Raw genomic sequence first — 17,831 nt, forward strand, 5'->3', positions numbered from 1 at the left:
CGCGGCTGCACCAGGCCCGGCTGCTGATGATCCGTGATGGCCTGCCCGCAGCGGCAGCTGCCGCCAGGGTGGGCTACGAGAGCCCTTCGCAGTTCAGCCGCGAGTTCAAGCGCTTCTTCGGCCGGCCGCCCGGCGAGGAAGTGCGCGAAATGAAAGCCTCGCGGCGCTGTTGCCGCCGGCCCAGGCGGCGGGCATGGCAATGACGCATTGAGCGATGCCACGACGGGTGTAGGATGGAAGCCTTACCGAATGCAACAAGGGCTGGCCATGAGCGACTATCTGCTGGAAGAGGCGCCGCTGAGCAGCGGAGCCATCTATCGCCTGTTCTGCGGCACGATCTGCCCGCGCCCCATTGCCTGGGTCTCGACGCACGATCGCGCCGGCAACACCAATCTGGCGCCGTTCTCCTTCTTCAACGTGGTGAGCGTGGCGCCCCCGGTGCTGGGCTTCTCGCCGCTGCTCAATGGCGAAAGTCAACCCAAGGACACCATTCGCAATCTGGAGCAAGTACCGGAGTGCGTGGTGCACATCAGCGGCGAGGCGCTGGTCAATGAAATGAATGCCACCAGTGCCAGCCTGCCGGCGGGAGAGGACGAGTTCGCCCTGGCCGGCCTGGAGAAGGCCACCATGCCGGGGCTGTCGGTGCCGCGGGTGGCGGCGGCTCCGGTGGCCTTCGGCTGTCGGCTGCGCGAGATCGTGCGCTTCGGCGACCAGCCCATGGCGGGCTGCCTGGTGCTGGCGGAGGTGGTGTCGATCCACATCGACGATGCCATCTGGAACGGCCGTCACGTGAGCGTCGAGGCACTCAAGCCCATCGGGAGGATGGCGGGTAGTGACTACGCCCGCACTAGCGACTTGTTCGGGCTGGAAAGGCCTGCGTGACCGGGCTCAGTCCGCCTTGCCGCCCAGCGTCTCCCGGTCGAAGGCGGCCGCTTCGGCCAGCAGCCACTCGATGAAGCGAGCGACCGCGGGTGGTGTGTCGCCAGTGGCGGGCACCAGCAGGTCATAGGTCATGGGCGAGGCAAGAATGTAGCGTTCGCCGAAGGGACGTACGAGGATACCGCTCTTCAAGCGATCCATTGCGATAGGGTGGTTGGCGAGCATGACGCCTCGCCCGGCGATGGCCTGATCCAGGGCCAGGCCGAACAGCGAATAGCGGTGCTGTGGCGGGGCGACTTTGTCGTCGACGCCGGCGGCCTCAAGCCATTCGCTCCAGCCGGGAAAGGCGATCCCTTGTCGCGATTCCCAGCCGACGTCCAGCAGGGTGTGGTCGACCAGATCGGCGGGTTCCCGCAAAGGCTGGCCCTGTTGCAGCAACGATGGGGCACAGACGGGAAACAGTTCATCGGCAAACAGGCGATGACTCGTCACGCCCGGCCAGGGGCCGCGGCCATAGCGAATCGCCAGGCGTGCGCCGTCGCCGTGCCAGGCGGGCACGGTAAGCGATTGGTTGGCGTCGAGGGAGATGCTGAGCCCCTGCACCGAGGCTTCGAAGCCCGCCAGACGCGGCAGCAGCCACAATTGCAGGAAGGAAGGCGGGGCGCTCAGCGACAGGGTGGCGGCGCTGCGTGCCTGTTCTTTGGCGGCCGTGACCCCCGCCGCAATACGCTCCAGGCCACTGTCGATGTCGGCGGCTAGGCGGCGTCCGGCCTCATTCAGACGTACACCGTTGGCGTGCCGGTCGAAAAGAGCAATCCCCAGTCGCTCCTCGAGTTGCTTGATCTGTCGGCTGACCGCACCGGGGGTAACGCCCAAGCGGCCGGCGGCAGTCTTGAAGCTTCCTTCTCGTGCCGCTTCGGCAAAAGCCCGAAGCGCATTCAGGGGCAGGCGCTCGATTTTCATAGAGTGAGTTTTCCTGAGCCTAGAGCGGCAGAGTAATCGTTTGGAGCCAGCGCTGACAACTGCTTGACTAGCGGTATTCACGGTCGAGGAGGCGGTATGGAGCGCGTCAGGCGATTGACTCGAACTGAGGCTGTGGCGAGCACGGCCTCGCGCCGCCACATCGATTTGCAGGCGAGCGGCTTGATGGTGCTGTTCTGCCTCGCGCTCGGGCTTCAGCAGGTCGCGATCAAGGCGGTCGCTGCCGATATCTCGCCATTGGCGCAGATCGCCCTGCGTTCAGCCATCGCGGCCTCTCTGGTGGCGGCCTTGGCCTACCGGCATGGCTTGCGGTTGTCCGATTTTCGCGCTCGCCTCGGGCCGGGGTTATTGGTGGGATTGGGGTTCACGGCGGAATTCGTGTTCGTGGCGTGGGGGCTGAACTATACGCTGGCTTCGCACATGTCGGTGTTTCTGTACACCGCGCCAGTGTTCGCCGCGTTGGGGTTGCATCTCTGGGTGCCAGGCGAGCAGTTGACGCGACGGCAGTGGGCGGGTGTCGGGCTGGCCTTCGCCGGCATGGCCATGGCGATGGCCCCGACGGCCGATATCGAGAATGCCGGCGCCATCCTGCTGGGCGATGCCCTCGGGCTGCTGGCGGGCCTCTCCTGGGCCGCGACCACGCTGGTGATCCGGCGCTCATCGCTCTCCGAAGCGCCGCCGGTCCAGGCCCTGTGCTACCAGCTCGTTATCGCCGGCCTACTGCTCTTGCCCGTCTCCACGCTACTGGGGGATCTTGGCCGCATCCATGCGACCGGTGCTGTCATAGCCAGCCTTGCCTTCCAGACGCTGGTGATCTCTTTCGCCGCGTTGCTGCTCTGGTTCTCGCTGCTGCGGCGCTACTTCGCCTCGCAGCTGGGCATCTTCTCGTTCCTGTCGCCGGTGTTCGGCGTGCTGTTCGGCGCCGCCCTGCTCGGCGAACCATTGACGATGAATTTCATCGCGGGTGGCATTGCGCTGCTGGCCGGTCTGCTGATGGTGACACGTTAGGGGTTCGTCGGTCGGCTCACAGCTCGCCGGTCAGCTTTTTCTCTACCAGATTCAGGCGGTCCTGGCCCCAGAACGGCTCGCCTGCGACCTCGTACCAGGGAACGCCGAAGCAGCCGGCGGCGATGGCCTGTTCACAAGCGTCGTCGAGTCGCTGCTGCCCCGCTTGTGTCTCCGACTCATCCAGTAGCGCCTGGCCGTCCAGACCACAGGCATCGGCGATCTCGCGCAACGTGGCGAGGTCCGCAATGTCGCGCTCTTCGGCCCAGCAGGCCCGCAGGACGGCCAGCGAGAGCCCGGCGATGTCGTGGCCCCGGGCCTTGGCGGTCAAGGCCAGACGTGCCGCGGGGCGGTCGTCGGTGGGGAAATACTTGGGCTGTACGGTGAGCGGAACGCTAAGCACCTGCTTCCAGCGTTGTAGCTCGACCAGGCGATAGGCCTGGCGTTCCGGCGCGCGCTTGGGCAGCGGCAGCCCGCCTGTCCTGGGGAAGATGCCGCTGACGGTGATCGGCACATAGTCGATGGTGGCGCCGTGGCGGGCGGCGATCTCGCCGAGCCGGGCGTGGCCGAGGTAGGTCCAGGGCGATACCAGGCTCAGGTAGTAGGTGATGGTCTGCGACATGGATGCGTCCTCAGGTCCGTTGCGTAGGGTTTTCTGAGGCTAGCGCGCCTGCAGAGTATTGTCTCGCTTCGTACCTTGGCCAGGGCGTGGCGATTCACCCCAGCACCTTGCCCTCGCGCCAGTAGCCCATGCTGCTGACGCAGTGCTTGGGCAGCCCGCACTCATTGACCAGGTAGCGCCGGATACCCAGCGCCACCTTGGTCTCGGCGGCGATCCAGGCGTAGAAGGGAGCGCCGTCGTCGGTTTCCGCGGCTTCCCACAGCAGCTCGTCGTCGCCTGGCTCCGCTGGCGCCTCGGCGCCGCCTTCGGGGCTGGCGCCCAGGTGGGCGATCTCGTGATGCAGGTCGACGTCGCGAATCGCGCGTAGCAGCCGCTCGCCGTGAGCGTATCCGGGCGTGGCATCGCGCGGCAGCCAGCGCACCCCGGCGGTGGCGGCTAGTGGTCGGGCGTCATCGCCCAGGGGGACCTCGATCAGTGCGTCCAACTGTGGGCGATCGGCACGCGCGGCGAGTTCCTCCAGGATGCCGGCCGTCGCCGGCAGGGCCGTTTCGTCGGCCACGATAAGGATGCGCTTCACGCCGCGCGGGGGCTTCCATTCGTAACCCACGCCGAGGTTTTCCACCTCGACGACCGGTGCGGTCATGGCCAGGCGCTCGCCCGGCTGGGCGCGCATGGCCCAGCGCGAGGCGGGGCCTGCGTCGCCGTGCAGCACGAATTCGACATCGACTTCGCCGCGTTCGGCCCGCAGCTCGCGAATGGTATAGGTGCGCATCGGCGGGCGCAGGGCTTCCGGCAGGGCGCGATAGGAGGCGTACCAGTTTTCGGGCTCGCGCTCGACGCAACCGAACAGGGCATCGAGGCTGCCTTGGGCTTCGGGGAAGAACAGCTTGATACGCTGGTCCGGCGCGCAGGTGGTCATGCGCGAGACTTCGGGCCCGGTGAACGTGAACCTGACCAGCGAGGCGCTGACCTGATGCCGGTGGGCAAGGGTGATGTCGAAGACCTGGTAGCTCTGCTTGGCCATGGTGTGTCGCTCCGCATGAGATGGCGGCAGGCTAGCATTTTCGATAATGGTTCTCAATGCTATTTCTCGGTACTATTTCTCAGTGCCGTTCCGCCGCCGATGGGGCCCCACCGGCGGCGTGATAAGTGCCCGATGCTGTGAATGGCGTGTTTACTGCGCTTCGGGCGGCACCAGTTCCTCCGGTACCTCGATACCGATCTCGCGGTAATAGCGCAGCGCACCGGCATGCAGCGGCGTGGCGGTGTTCTCCACCGAGATTTCGGCGCTCATGCCCTGGGCCGGGGCGAAGGTCTCGCCCAGCTGCTCGACGTTCTCCCAATAGGCGCGAGTGAATTCGTAGGCGGCTTCCTCGGAAAGGTCGCTGGTGGCGGCGATACCGATGTAAGTGCCGAGCGTGGTGGCCGCCGGCATGTCGCGGTAGGTGCCTTCGGGGATCTCGGTGGCCGAGAGGAACGGTAGCGCCTCGGTGGCGGTAACCACCTGCTCGTCGCTCAGTGAGAGCACGCGCAGCGGGCGTGAGGAGTGCACCTCGGTGAAGGCCGGAATCGGCGGGATGCCGTTGTAGCTGAAGCCGACGATGCGCCCGTCGACCACGGCATCCGCGGCATCGGACATGCTCATGCGCTGGAAGTCAGGGGCGATGCCCAGGGCATTGAACACCAACTCGGTGATGTACTCGCCGCCACCGCCGATGCTGCTGGGGTTGAAGCGCTCGCCCTCGAGATCCTCGAAGGTTTCGATGCCGCTGTCCTGGCGTACTGCCCAGTGCATGGTCGAAGGCGCCACCCACAGCACCATGCGCATCTGCTCGATGGGGTCGTTCTCGTAGCGCCCCGTGCCGGTGTAGGCCTCATAGGCACCCGGGGCGTCGATCAGGCCCATGTCGATCTCGCCGCGGCCGAGACGGATGGCGTTCTCACGCGAGCCGCCGGTCTCGCGCACCGAGACCTCAAGCGGTGAATCGGCGCTGACCAGCCGTGAAAGCTCCGAGAAGCCGAAGTACCAGCCGGAAGCCGCCGGTGCCACGCCGATGCCGATCGCTTCCTGGGCGGCGGCTGGCGCGACCAGGCTGGCGGCGAGCGTTGCCGCGGCAAGCGGCTTCAGGGCGTGACGAAGAGAGCTGGGCAGTGTCATGGCGTATCTCCTTGTGCTGTTGTTTGTTGTTGGCCGTGCTTGGCGTGTCGTACTTCTCCCTTCACTCGGCCAGGTTCTTCACCGGCCGGCCCGCCTCGAAGGCCAGCAGGTTGTCGAAGGCATCGCCGAAGTAGAGTTCGTAGCTGTCCTTCTCCACATAGCCCAGGTGCGGTGTGGCGAGGAAATTGGGCAGCGTGAGCAGCGGATGGCGGGTCACCGGCTCCTCTTCGAACACGTCTACCGCGGCGCGGCCCGGGCGGCCCTTGCGCAGCGCCTCTTCCAGCGCTCCCGGTACGATCAGTGGCGCGCGGCTGGTGTTAACCAGTAAGGCGCTGGGCTTCATGCGCGCAAGATCCTCGCTGGTGACGATGCCGCGAGTGTCGGCGTTCAGGCGCAGGTGCAGGCTGAGCACGTCGCTGCGTTCGAACAGCTCGGCCTGGCTTGCCGCCACTTCGAGGCCGGCCTCGGCGGCGCGGGTGCGGGTGCCCTCGCGGCCCCACACCAGCACGTTCATCTCGAAGGCCTGGCCGTAGCGGGCGATCAGTTGGCCGATCTTGCCGTAGCCGAAGATCCCCAGGGTGCGGCCCTTGAGACCGGTGCCCAGGGTGCGCTGCCAGCGGCCGGCCTTGAGGTTCTCGAACTCCTCGGGAATGTGCCGCATGGCCGCCAGCACCAGGCCCCAGGTGAGTTCGGCGGCGGCATGGGGAGAGCCGGTGCCGGCCATGACCGTGACGCCGTGGCGCTTGCAGGCGGCCATGTCGACGTGGGCCGCGCCGCCGCCGGTCTGGCTGATCGCCTTGAGCCGGGGCAGTCGGGCCAGCAGGGACTCGGTGATCGGCGTGCGCTCGCGAATCAGTACCAGGGCATCGGCGTCGGCGAAGCGTTCCACCAGGGCGTCCTCGTCGCTCACGCTGTCGTTGTAGATGGTGACTTCCTTGCCCTCCAGCTTGGTGAAGGCGTCGAGATGGCGCACGCAGTCCTGATAGTCCTCGGGGATCACGATCTTCATTGGGCAGGCTCCTTGCTGGCCGCAGGTGAAGAAGAAGCTCCTAATTTGCTTCGGTTCAGCCGATATTGCCAGGCCCACACGGCGCCGATCAGGGCGATGCCCAGCGCGTCGGTAATCAGTTGGCCACTGATCAGCATCAGCGCCGCGGCCAGCAGCAGGCCGCGCTCGGGCCAGGAGCAGGGGCGCAGGAAATAGCCGATGGTGGAGGCCGCCAGGGCAATGATGCCGAGCACGCCGCTGCCTACCGCCAGGGCTATCTCCAGCCCCGTGCCGTTGCCCAGCAGCGGCGGATGGTAGATGAACATGTAGGGGATCAAGAAGCCGCCCAGCGAGATCTTGGTGGCGGTGAGCGCGGTGCGGAACCAGTGCGAGCCAGCGATGGCGCCGCCAATGTAGGCGGCCAGCGCCACCGGCGGCGTGACGCCCGAGAGGATGGCGAAGTAAAGGATGAACAGGTGGGCCGAGAGGCTCGGCAGCCCGGCCTCGACGAAGGCGGCGGCGACCACCGAGGCGGCCAGCATGTAGGCGGCCACGGTGGGCAGGCCCATGCCGAGGATGATCGCCACTACCATGGCCAGCAGCAGGGTGACCAGCACGTCGCCGCCGCTGACGACGAGGATCACCGAGGAGACCTTGAGCCCCAGACCGGTGAGGCTGATCACCGAGGCGATGATCGCCACGCTGCCGATGATCACCGCGATCATGGCGGCGGTCATGGCGCCGGCCTCCAGCGCCGCCGGCAGCGACTTGAGGCGCTCGACTAAGGTGCCGGGGCTGCGCCAGGAGAACAGGTAGAGCAGCAGCGCCGTGAAGTAAGCCGCCACCGCTGCGGTGGTGGGTGTGTAGCGCATCACCAGCAGTGCGATCAGCACCGCCAGGGGGATCGCCAGGGTCTCGATGTTGTAGAGGCCCTGGCGCAGGGTCGGGCGTTCCGCCTTGGGGATGGGGTTGAGCCCGAGGCGCTTGGCCTCGAAGTGCACGCTCATCCAGATGGCGAGGTAGAACAGCAGCGCCGGGATCAGCGCGGCGCCGATGATGTTCAGGTAGCTGGTCGAGATCACGTCGGCCATGACGAAGGCTGCTGCGCTCATCACCGGCGGCAGGATCTGGCCGCCAGTGGAGGCGGAGGCCTCCGTGGCGGCGGCGAAACGCGGGCTGTAACCGTTGCGCTTCATCAGCGGGATGGTGAATACCCCGGTGGTGGCCACGTTGGCCGCGGTGCTGCCGCTGATGCTGCCGAACATGGCGCTGCACAGGGTAGCGGCCTTGGCTGGGCCGCCGGCCATGCCCCCTGTAGCGGCGTTGGAGAGGCGCATGAAAGTGTCGCCACCGCCAGTGGTGACCAGCAGCGCGCCGAACATGATGAAGATCACGATCACCGTGGAGGAGGTGCGCATCAGGCTGCCGTAAACGCCGGTGGGGCTCATGTAGAAGGTGGCCACCAGGTCATCCCAGCGGAAGCCGCCATGGCCCCAAACGCCAGGCAGGTAGTGGCCGAAAGCCGCATAGGCCAGGGCGATCAGCACCAGGATGGGAAAGGCCAGGCCGATCGCGCGGCGGCATGCCTCCAGCAGCAGCAGGATGGCCGAGGCCCCGAGCACCAGGTCCAATGTGGTGGGCATCAGGTAACCCAACTGGTAGATGATGCGATCGAAGTGGTGGATGTAGTAAGCGCTGATGGCCACACCCAGCGCGACCGGCACGATGTCGAACCAGGGCACGCGGTCGGCGTCCCGTGCCCGGCAGCGGTAAGCCAGGAAGATCAGCGGAATGGCGAACAGCAAGTGCACGGCGTTCTGCGTGTTCACTGGGCCGGTAACGGCGGTGTAGAGATGGAACAGCGCCATGGACACCGCGGCAAGACGCGTTATCAGGAACCAGAAGCCCGTGAGCTTCCGCTTTCCCGAATCCTCGGAATATTTTTCGACCACTTTCGGGTTTTCAGGGGTGTCCATCGGATGACTCCCGTGCCGCCGCGTTCGGAGGGCGGCGGCGGCACGTCATGCTGTGGTTACGGTTTGCCCCGCGGCTGGCGCGGGGCAGGGGGCGGCTTATTGCGCTTCGGGTGGCAGGACGTCGTCGGGAATGTCGAGTCCCAGCTCCTGATAGTAGCGCAGCGCCCCGGCGTGCAGCGGGAAGGTGGCGTTGTCGATGACAGTCTGCGGCGTCACGCCCTCGGCGGGCTTGAACGAGGCCGCGACTTGCTCCTGATTCTCCCAGTATGCCTTGGTGATCTCGTAAACCACATCATCGTCGAGGTCGGCGTTGGCGGCCACGCCCATGTAGATACCGAGCGATGTTGCCTCGGGCATGTTGCGGTAGGTGCCTTCCGGGATCACGGTGCCGGTCAGGAAGGGCAGCTCTTCGGTGACTTGATCGACCTGCTCCTCGGAGAGCGACAGCAGCCGCAGCGGGCGTGACGAATGCACCTCGGTGAAGGCCGGAATCGGTGGTACGCCGTTATAGCTGAAGCCGACCAGGCGTCCGTCGACCACGCCCTCGGCGGCATCGTCGATGCGCATGCGCTGGAAGTCGGGCTCCACGCCGAGGATGTCGAATACCAGCTCGGTGATGTATTCGCCGCCGCCACCGATGCTGCTGGGGTTGAAGCGCTCGCCGTTGAGGCCTTCGAAGGTTTCGATGCCGCTGTCCTGGCGCACTGCCCAGTGCATGGTGGACGGAGCGATCCAGTAGATCAGCCGGGCATCCGGGTTGGGGGTGTCCTCGAAGCGGCCGGTGCCGTTGTACATTTCATAACCCACCAGGGCTTCGGTGAAGGCCAGGTCGAGGTCGCCGCGGGTTAGGCGAATGGCGTTCTCGCGGGTGCCGCCGGTCTCGCGCACGGTAATCTCGTATGGGGTATTGGCGCTGATCACCCGTGCGCCCTCGGATATGCCGAAGAACCAGCCGGTGCCGGTGGGAACGGCGCCGAGGTTGAGTGCGGTATCGGCCTGGGTAGTGGTGGCCGCCAGGCTGCCGAGTACCAGCAGGGAGGCGGGAATGGTCTGGCGTGCTTTCCAGCGGAATTGCATCATTGTTATGTCCTCTTGCGGTTAGAGAGGCTATTTCTCGTCAGACAAAATATTTGGGGCCTCTCCTGATCGAATCGGGCTGTTGAGGGCTGCCTGCCTGGGGGCACCCCGTTGCGGCGCGAAAAGGCGAATCAACATCGCCATACTCTATTGATACCTGCGCGCCATGGCCTTGTGTATTGGTAATTCATGATCCTGCCTTCGCGAACGGAGAAGTCTGAGAGAGGAATGCGCAAGGGGAAGGGGAGTGCGTTATGGTATACCGAATTTCGATGGCTTTCTCTGCATGCCAGGCCTCTCCAGCGCCCGCAAGGTCTGGCGATGACGCTGAGAGTTCACTAGAAGAATAGAGAGTTACCGTCGCATCGGGGCGTCAGGAAAATAATCGATTATTCATGGTTGACAGGTTTTTATCGCTTGGCTAGTCTCAGTGATGTATGAAGTTGGTATACCAACTGGCGAGAGCCAGCCGAGCCGATGCGAGGTAGACCATGAGCGCCTTGGACAGTCATTCCCCGGGCACCTACTCCCTGGGGCAGTTCAAGCAGGAGCTGATCAAGGACTACAACGAGGTCAACCATCGCATCTTCGGTATCGGTGTGGTGCGCCAGAAGGTCGACGTGCAGGGCGACAAGATACTCATCGTCGCGCTACACAAGCGGGTTCCCTCGCTGGCCTATCTAAATACACTGAACAGCAACGTGAGCGAGCTGGCCGACCACTACTTGATCAAGGGTTTCAAGAACGAATTCAAGCAGCTGCTGGTAGAGAAGTACGGCTTCGAGATCGTTTCCATCTTCAAGGACTACGACGCGCAGGCCGAGCTTTCCGCTACCGTGGTGTTGTTGCAACGAGACGTGCGCGACTACCTCTGACCCCAACGTCAGGGCATAGACCGCAAGTCCGTACAGGAAAGACCGTTGACTGGTGATGTGAACTCGCCCTGACAGGACGAGTGCTCGAGACCGTCAGCGCAGTTGGAGGCAAAGGCCTCTCGCTGTGCTGGCGGTCTTTTTTTGTGGCTAAGAGAGGAGAAATGCGATGGCCAAGGTAGCGGATATCGTCAATGCAATGAGCGTGATAACGGGCGGCAGAACGGTTTCGTCCATGGAGGAGGTAAAGAGCGGGAAGCATCCTTTCGTGATTCTCAAGTCGTCCGGCATCTACGGCAAGGAGGTGTTGGAGATTCCGGGGCTGATCTACGGCGACGCAAACAAGGAGGTGAAGAAGATCGCCGTGTGCATGACCATGACCGAGCTGGTGATCGAACTGGCGGGCGCCACCGGCGTGGATGCCGTCGTGGCGCATCACCCCATCGCCGATGCCGCCAGTTGCGGCGGGGTGACGCTGAAGCACTATCTCGATCTCTACGACGTGGCGGGGCTAGAGTGCCACGAGGCCTTTCACGGCCTGCATCCCGGCATTCCCTTCCTGCACGGCCACAAGGTGCTGAAGGGCAGCATTTCCTACGGCGGCGTGCATGGCAATATCGTGTTCGTGGGCCGGGCGCTGCCGGGTATCGCCACCCTGGGCGACATTCTCGACCGCCTGGACGGCTTCATGGCGCTGGATCAGGACCGCGCCCTGCTGGCCGAGGAGCGCCTGGTGCGCGGCATCGAGGAAATCCGCGAAACCAGTGTGGAGACCCGCGGCTTCATCCATCTCGGCGAGCGCGGCAGCCGGGTCGAGAATGTGCTGCACATCTTTCCGCATACCGGTTTCTCGCCGGAGAACCTGCGTCAGGCCGTGGCCGAGAATCCCGATGTGGATACCGTGCTGGCTTCGATCAGCCGCGTCTATGCCGGCCACGAACTGATCGAGACGGCCCGTGAGCTGGGGCTCAACTTCCTGGTCGGCAACTGCCATGTGATGGAGATTCTGGAAAACGGACTGCCGCTGGCCCATGCCCTCGCTGAGCTGCTCGAAGGCGTGGAAGTGGTGCTGTTCCGTGACCGGGTCACCTCCACGCCGGCACACAAGGTCGGCAACGCGGCCATGCAGGCCTATGCACGCGAGATGTCGGCGAGCCATCTATTGGGCAAGCATGCCTTGAGCGAGACCTAGGCGGACACAGGTACATGACACGTTAAACACAGGTTATCCACAATCGCCCGATCAATGACAAGGCCCATTCAAAAACAATAGAGGCACCGACATGAAGACCTCAGTCACAACCCCTGAAGCGAAGGCCGCTCTGCCCGCGAGCAAGCGCGCCTGGAAGCGCATCGAAGTGGTCGGCATCGTACTGCTGTGCATTTGCCTGCTGATGTTGCTGTTCTCTCCCACCAGTCTCTCGGGACTGTTCAACGCCATTCTCGATTCCGTGCGGCCCGTAGTGGTCGACGTCTTCCTTACCGGCGTGGTCGGTACGGCGATCATCGTCAGCGTGATCATCGGCCGGCTGCTGGAGCGGCTGGGCTTCACCGATGCCTTGGTACGCATCTTCGTGCCCGCCATGAAGCTTTTGGGTGTCAATCCGGCGGTGATCATTCCCAGCGTCTACAACATCTTCGGCGACATCAACGCGGCGGGTAAGATCTCCGGGCCGATCCTCAAGAAGGCGGGTGCCACCAAGGACGAGCAGAAGCTCGCCGTGGCCACCATGGTGCAGTCGCAGCAGTCGTTCTCCACCTTCATGCTGGGCTTGATGGCGCTGACTTTCGCCGGCGTCAACGTCTTTGCCGTGGTGCTGCTGGCGGTGTTCCTGCCCTTGGTGATCGTGCCGCTGATCCTGTCGAAGGTGCTCTATCGCGACGTCAAGCGGGTCGAAATCGGCCATCTGCCCACCTTTACCCCCGAGCGCGACTTCATGCCGACGCTGTTCAGCGCCGCGCGGGAGGGAGTGGAACTGCTGCTGCTGATCCTGATTCCCGCCGTGGCGCTGGTCTTCGCCGTGATCGGCGTGCTCGACTACGTCGGCATCTGGGCGCCGATCGAGGCGGGGCTGGGCAAGGTCATGCTGTTGTTCAACATCCATCCCGAAACCGGCGTGCTGTCGGTGCTGGTGAGTCCAACCCTGGCCATGGGACAACTGCAGAGCATCGCCGCCGATCTCGATCCCTCGTTGGTGGTGGGCTCCTTCGTGCTGGCCTCCTCTGGCCTGCCGCTCTCCGCCGTGTTCGGCCAGGTGCCGGTGGTGTGGGCGGAGAGCTCCGACCTCAGCGAGCGCGAGGCGATGGGCGCTGCGGTGCTGGGCATCTCGATGCGCCTGGCCACGGCCTTCGTGATCGCCTTCTTCGTCACCCCGCTGGTGGTCTAGCAGCAGCGCTGAGGACGAGCGCAGCCTGGCCGGACCGGCCAGGCTGGCTTGGGTGGCGAACGCAGGGTCAGCGATAGGTGTCCTGATACTGCTTGCGAAGCTCATTCTTCTGCACCTTGCCCATGGTGTTGCGCGGCAGGGTATCGGCGAAGAACACCCGCTTGGGCTGCTTGTACTTCGCCAGTCGCCCCTCGAGGTGGCCGAGCACCTGTTTTTCCTCCAGCTTGGCACCCGGCTCCGGTACCACCACGGCGGTCACGCCCTCGCCGAAGTCCGGGTGCGGCACGCCGATCACCGCCGACTCCACCACGCCTTCCAGCTCGTCGATTACCTGTTCGATCTCCTTGGGATAGACGTTGTAGCCGCCCGAGATCACCAGATCCTTGTCGCGGCCGACGATGTGCACGTAGCCCTGCTCGTCGGTCATGGCCAGGTCGCCGGTGATGAAGAAACCATCCTCCAGCAGTTCCTCGCGGGTCTTCTCGGGCATGCGCCAGTAGCCGATGAAGACGTTGGGGCCGCGAATCTCGAGCATGCCAATCTCGCCCTGGGATACCGGCGCGTGGGTCTCGCGGTCGGTGATGCGATACTCCACCCCCGGCAGCGGCATGCCCACGGTGCCGGCACGGCGCTTGCCGTCGTAGGGGTTGGAGATGTTCATGTTGGTTTCGGTCATGCCGTAGCGTTCGAGAATGGCGTGCCCCGTCTTCACTTCGAAGGCTTGGTGGGTCTCGGCGGTGAGCGGGGCCGAGCCGGAGACGAACAGGCGCATGCTGGCGGTGGCTTCGGGCGTGAGACGCTCATCGGCCACCAGTCGCGTATAGAAGGTGGGCACCCCCATCAATACCGTGCCGCGTGGCATCTCCTCGAAGATCACGTCGGCATCGAACCTGGGCAGGAACAGCATGCTCGAGCCCGCCATGAGGGTGACGTTGCATCCGACGAACAGCCCATGGGTGTGAAAGATGGGCAGCGCATGGATCAGCCGGTCTTCGGCGGAGAAGCGCCAGGCGTCCTTGAGAGTGGCGGCGTTGGAGCCGAGGTTGCGGTGGGTCAGCATGGCGCCCTTGGAGCGTCCGGTGGTGCCAGAGGTGTAGAGAATCGCGGCGAGGTCGTCGTTAGCCCGCGGCTCGGTGCTCGCGTAGGGCTCGGCCCGTTCGGCCAGGGTCAGCAGGCTGCCGTCGGCGTCGGTGCCCAACGTCTCCACCGCCGGGCAACCGGTCTCGCCGGCCACGCCACGGGCTTCGTCGAAGGTGGCGGGGCGGCAGACGAACAGCGCCGGTTCGGCGTCGTTCAGAAAGTAGCGGATCTCGTCAGAGGTATAGCCGGTGTTGAGCGGCAGGTAGACGCCGCCCATGCGCAGGCAGGCGAGATAAAGCAGGATTGCCTCGGGGCTCTTGTCGACCTGCACCGCGACGCGGTCGCCGGGAGCGACACCCAGCGCTTTCAGCGCACCGGCCAGACGGGCGCTGGCGTCCAGGGTATCGCGGTAGGAATAGCGCCGGCCCTCGCGGGTGGTGATGAAATCGGCATCGCCACGGTCGCGCATGCGGGCGGCGAAGGTTGCGAAGAGGTTGTGACTCATTTGGCAGGCTCTCCTTTGGCCATCTTGCGGGCGCGGCGATTGAGGTCGCGAACCCCACTGGAGCAGACCACGGTGGCATTGGCGGTGTAGTTCTCGTGGTTGCGCTCGATGTCATCAAGCACGTAGAGATAATTGACCATGAGCCCGGCGGCCTGCTTCAAGCCTTTGGGCGAGATATCGCCCAGCCAGTTGATGCGATGCAGCTCGGCGCCGTTGCCGAGATGGAAGCGGGCTACCGGATTGAGCGGCAGGCCGCTAGCGTTCTTCTCCTCGACCAGGTAGCGGGCGGCAAGCGGCTTGATCACTGCCTTGAGGCGCTCGCTGTGGGCCGGGTCGAGGTGCCATTCGGGGGCATCGATCTCATGCAGCACCTGGCGCAGCTCGTCGGGCAGGATGGCGTCGTCACGGCGTTCGGCCAGCCAGGCGGCGAAGCCCGGCACCGGAGAGAGGGTGACGAAATGCTTGAGTTGGGGCAGTTCCAGCTTCAGCTCCTGGACCACCTGCTTGATCAGGAAGTTGCCGAAGGAGATGCCGCGCAGGCCGGTCTGGCAGTTGCTGATGCCGAAGAAGGCGGCGGCATCGGCGGCTTCGGGGTCGTCGATGTCGCGCTCGCCGGCGCCCTCCCCCGAGAGGATGGGCTGGATACGGTCGGGTAGGCCCCGGCATAGCGCCACCTCGACGAAGATCAGCGGCTCGTCGCCGATGGCGGGGTGGAAGAAAGCGAAGCAGCGGCGGTCGCGGGCGTCGAGGCGTCGGCGCAGGTCGTCCCAGTCGCGAATTTCGTGCACCGCTTCGTAGCGGATGATCTTCTCCAGTATCGAAGCGGGGGTGTTCCAGTCGATACGCTTGAGCACCAGGAAACCGCGGTTGAACCAGGAGCCGAACAAGTGGGCGAAGTCGGCATCGATGGCCTCGAACTCCCGCTTGTCCTCGTCGCTCCGTTCGCGCAACCGCGTGAGCAAGCCCTCGCGCATGCGTACCAGCTCATAGGTGCCGTTGCTGGCCAGGTTGAGACGCCGGAACAGCTCCTGGCGGCGTGGCTCGCAGGCATCGAAAAGCGCCTGCAGGCTGCGGTTGTCGCGCCGCTCCCGATAGGCCGAGTAGGCCGCGTCGATGCGGGTCGGGTCGGCGGCGAACTCGCTGGCCAGTCCCTCGAAGAAGCGGGTGCGCTCCTCCTCCGTCAGGCGGTTGTACATGCTCAGCGCGCGGCTGGCCAGGCTGATGCTCGAGGCCTCGCCGTCGCTCTCCAGCAGCGCCCGGCAGGCGGTGAGCATCTGGTCGTGGTCGGGAGCGCCGGTATCGCCCTGGCGCCGCCACAGCAGGGCGTCGCGTTGGGTGATGCTGTTGAACAACTCCTGCAGGAAGGTCATGTTCATGATGGCTCTCCGTCAGCCCATGATCAGGTTGGGCAACCACAGGGCGATGCCCGGGAAGAAGCACAGCAGGACGATGCCCAGCACCATGCACAGGGCGTAGGGCAGGCTACCCATGAGGATGTTGCGCAGCGAGATGTCCGGTGCGATGCCCTTGATGATGAACAGGTTGAGCCCCACCGGTGGAGTGATCAGGCCAATCTCCAGGTTGATGGTCAACACCACCGCGAACCAGTAAGGGTCGAAATCGGCGGCGAGGATGATCGGCAGCAGGATCGGTGCGGTCATCACGATCACCGCCACCGGCGGCAGGAAGAACCCGGCCACCAGCAGGAACAGGTTGATCACACCCATCAGCACCCAGCGGTTCACTTCCATGTCGGCGATGGCCGCGGCCACGGTCTGGGTGATGAACATCGAGGAGAGGGCATAGGCGAACACCTCGGCGCAGGCGATGACCAGCATGATCATCACGCTCTCGCGTAGCGAGTCGCGCATGATCAGTTTGATCGGGCCCACCTGCCACATGCGATAGATCAATACCGCCAGCGCCACGCACAGGAAGGCACCGACCCCGGCGGCCTCGGAGGGCGTGGCCACGCCGCCGTACAGGGCGAACAGGATGCCCGCGATCACCGCCAGGAAGGGCAGTACGCGAACCAGCGCCTTGAGATTGGCGTCGACGTTGGCCTTGACGTTCTGCTTTACCTGGGCGGCCGCCTGGGCCATGGGATTGGCGTAACCTCCGGCCAGGCGGCAGGCGATCATGGTCCAGGCCATGAACAGCCCGGCCAGCATCAGCCCGGGCATGACGCCGGCGATGAACAGGCGACCGATGGAGGTCTCGGTGGAGATGCCGTAGATGATCATGGTCACCGAGGGGGGAATCAGGATGCCCAACGTACCGCCGGCGGCGATGCAGCCCGCCGCCACGCCGTCGGGATAGCCGCGGGTGCGCATCTCGGGAATGCCCATCTTGCCAATGGCCGCACAGGTGGCCGGCGACGAGCCGGAGAGCGCCGAGAACACGGTACAGGCGCCGATGTTGGAGACTGCCAGGCCGCCCGGCAGCCGGCCCATCCACAGGTCCAGCGAGCGGTAGAGGTCTCGGCCGGTGGGCGAGGAGGCCACGGCGGCGCCCATCAGGATGAACATGGGAATGGCGACGAAGCCGAATTCGGCGATGCGGTCGAAGAAGGTTTCGCCGAAATAGACGAGTTCCGGCAGGCCACGGTCGTAGATCAGGGCCAGCAGTGATATGCCGCCCAGGGCGAAGGCGATGGGCGTGCCGATGGCCATCAGCACGATGAGCGCAATGGCGACGATGATGCCTAGCGTGATCGGGTCCATGCTCACTCCTCCCCGCGCAGGATTTCGGCCACGTACTGCAGCGTGAGCAGGCTGGTACCCAGTGCCATCGGCAGCAGCCCTGGCCACAGCAGCGGGTTCCATACGGTACCGGTGCGCCAGTTGAACATGTAGGCCTCAATCACGTAGACCCAGGAGGCGTAGGCCAGCGCCGCGCAGAAGGCCAGCCCGCACAGGGCGGCGACCAGGCGCATGATCTTGCGTGCCACTCCGCCAAGGGCGTCGGGCAGAAGCGTGATCGCCACGTGTCCGCCGGTCATCAGCACGTAGGGGCTACCCATCAACATGGCGCCGGTAACTGAAAAGACGGTGAACTCGGTCTGCCAACTGGTGCTCATGCCAAGCACGTAACGGGTGAATACCATCTGGCAGATCACCGCCACGCCGGCGACGAACATCACGGCCGCCAGGTAGGCGCTGGCACGGGACAGGACGGTCATCAAGCGGATGTAGCCGCCGACGAGGCCGGCGCGTTGAGTCAGGGGATGAGAGTGGGCCATGGCCATGTAGTCCTCCCGGGGTCGAAATGGGGGCCACCCGTGCGGGTGGCCCGGCTCACG

At 65.0% G+C, this 17,831-nt stretch carries 17 protein-coding genes; 6 read left to right on the forward strand and 11 right to left on the reverse strand.

Features of this window, described 5'->3' with window-relative positions:
• Positions 1 to 26: 26 nt before the first annotated feature.
• Both HOP51_RS14505 and HOP51_RS14510 read left to right on the forward strand, forming a co-directional pair.
• Positions 27 to 203: a helix-turn-helix domain-containing protein gene (locus HOP51_RS14505; protein WP_234274620.1), complete on the forward strand. Its 177-nt coding sequence runs from the start codon at positions 27 to 29 to the stop codon at positions 201 to 203.
• A gap of 64 nt (positions 204 to 267) precedes the next feature.
• Positions 268 to 882: a flavin reductase family protein gene (locus HOP51_RS14510; RefSeq protein WP_234274773.1), complete on the forward strand. Its 615-nt coding sequence runs from the start codon at positions 268 to 270 to the stop codon at positions 880 to 882.
• A gap of 6 nt (positions 883 to 888) precedes the next feature.
• On the opposite strand, the gene HOP51_RS14515 is transcribed toward HOP51_RS14510, so the two are convergent.
• The gene (locus HOP51_RS14515; RefSeq protein ID WP_234274621.1) at positions 889 to 1,842 is read right to left on the reverse strand and encodes a LysR substrate-binding domain-containing protein; all 954 of its coding nucleotides are present in this window, start codon (positions 1,840 to 1,842) and stop codon (positions 889 to 891) included.
• A 96-nt stretch (positions 1,843 to 1,938) separates the two neighbouring features.
• Here HOP51_RS14515 and HOP51_RS14520 point away from each other — a divergent pair, with 96 nt between their 5' ends.
• Positions 1,939 to 2,868 carry a DMT family transporter gene (locus tag HOP51_RS14520; protein WP_234274622.1) on the forward strand — a complete coding sequence of 310 codons (930 nt, stop codon included), beginning with the start codon at positions 1,939 to 1,941 and terminating at the stop codon, positions 2,866 to 2,868.
• A 16-nt stretch (positions 2,869 to 2,884) separates the two neighbouring features.
• Here the strand turns inward: HOP51_RS14520 and HOP51_RS14525 are convergent, their stop codons facing one another.
• From HOP51_RS14525 to HOP51_RS14550, 6 genes are all read right to left on the reverse strand, one after another.
• Positions 2,885 to 3,487, reverse strand: coding sequence for a 2-hydroxychromene-2-carboxylate isomerase (locus tag HOP51_RS14525; RefSeq protein ID WP_234274623.1), 603 nt, complete (start codon positions 3,485 to 3,487; stop codon positions 2,885 to 2,887).
• A gap of 94 nt (positions 3,488 to 3,581) precedes the next feature.
• Positions 3,582 to 4,511 carry a siderophore-interacting protein gene (locus tag HOP51_RS14530; protein WP_234274624.1) on the reverse strand — a complete coding sequence of 310 codons (930 nt, stop codon included), beginning with the start codon at positions 4,509 to 4,511 and terminating at the stop codon, positions 3,582 to 3,584.
• A gap of 150 nt (positions 4,512 to 4,661) precedes the next feature.
• Positions 4,662 to 5,645, reverse strand: a complete 984-nt coding sequence (locus tag HOP51_RS14535; RefSeq protein ID WP_234274625.1) for a TAXI family TRAP transporter solute-binding subunit — start codon at positions 5,643 to 5,645, stop codon at positions 4,662 to 4,664.
• A gap of 61 nt (positions 5,646 to 5,706) precedes the next feature.
• On the reverse strand, positions 5,707 to 6,654 hold the full coding sequence (locus tag HOP51_RS14540) for a D-2-hydroxyacid dehydrogenase family protein (RefSeq protein WP_234274626.1): 948 nt from the start codon (positions 6,652 to 6,654) through the stop codon (positions 5,707 to 5,709).
• Entirely contained in the window at positions 6,651 to 8,609 is a 1,959-nt protein-coding gene (locus HOP51_RS14545; protein ID WP_234274627.1) for a TRAP transporter permease, read from the reverse strand. Before HOP51_RS14545 ends, HOP51_RS14540 begins: the two co-directional genes overlap by 4 nt.
• Before the next feature lie 96 nt (positions 8,610 to 8,705).
• A complete protein-coding gene (locus tag HOP51_RS14550) occupies positions 8,706 to 9,689 on the reverse strand; it encodes a TAXI family TRAP transporter solute-binding subunit (RefSeq protein ID WP_234274628.1) in 984 nt (327 codons plus the stop codon).
• Between the two features lie 488 nt (positions 9,690 to 10,177).
• Between HOP51_RS14550 and HOP51_RS14555 the strand changes: the two genes are divergently transcribed.
• The 3 genes from HOP51_RS14555 to HOP51_RS14565 all read left to right on the forward strand — a co-directional run bounded on the left by HOP51_RS14555 (position 10,178) and on the right by HOP51_RS14565 (position 12,945).
• A complete protein-coding gene (locus HOP51_RS14555) occupies positions 10,178 to 10,561 on the forward strand; it encodes a Na-translocating system protein MpsC family protein (protein ID WP_234274629.1) in 384 nt (127 codons plus the stop codon).
• A 166-nt stretch (positions 10,562 to 10,727) separates the two neighbouring features.
• Entirely contained in the window at positions 10,728 to 11,750 is a 1,023-nt protein-coding gene (locus HOP51_RS14560; RefSeq protein WP_234274630.1) for a Nif3-like dinuclear metal center hexameric protein, read from the forward strand.
• Between the two features lie 91 nt (positions 11,751 to 11,841).
• On the forward strand, positions 11,842 to 12,945 hold the full coding sequence (locus HOP51_RS14565; RefSeq protein WP_234274631.1) for a hypothetical protein: 1,104 nt from the start codon (positions 11,842 to 11,844) through the stop codon (positions 12,943 to 12,945).
• A 67-nt stretch (positions 12,946 to 13,012) separates the two neighbouring features.
• Here the strand turns inward: HOP51_RS14565 and HOP51_RS14570 are convergent, their stop codons facing one another.
• The 4 genes from HOP51_RS14570 to HOP51_RS14585 are packed head-to-tail and all read right to left on the reverse strand — an operon-like array spanning position 13,013 to position 17,777.
• On the reverse strand, positions 13,013 to 14,530 hold the full coding sequence (locus tag HOP51_RS14570; RefSeq protein ID WP_234274632.1) for a malonate--CoA ligase: 1,518 nt from the start codon (positions 14,528 to 14,530) through the stop codon (positions 13,013 to 13,015).
• Positions 14,527 to 15,906, reverse strand: a complete 1,380-nt coding sequence (locus HOP51_RS14575) for a malonyl-CoA decarboxylase (protein WP_234274633.1) — start codon at positions 15,904 to 15,906, stop codon at positions 14,527 to 14,529. Before HOP51_RS14575 ends, HOP51_RS14570 begins: the two co-directional genes overlap by 4 nt.
• Before the next feature lie 12 nt (positions 15,907 to 15,918).
• Positions 15,919 to 17,253 (reverse strand): TRAP transporter large permease, encoded by a 1,335-nt coding sequence (locus HOP51_RS14580; RefSeq protein ID WP_234274634.1) that lies wholly within the window; start codon positions 17,251 to 17,253, stop codon positions 15,919 to 15,921.
• 2 nt (positions 17,254 to 17,255) lie between these two features.
• Entirely contained in the window at positions 17,256 to 17,777 is a 522-nt protein-coding gene (locus HOP51_RS14585; protein ID WP_234274635.1) for a TRAP transporter small permease subunit, read from the reverse strand.
• Positions 17,778 to 17,831: the final 54 nt, after the last annotated feature.

This window comes from Billgrantia zhangzhouensis (genome assembly GCF_021404465.1).
Lineage (GTDB): Bacteria > Pseudomonadota > Gammaproteobacteria > Pseudomonadales > Halomonadaceae > Halomonas > Halomonas zhangzhouensis.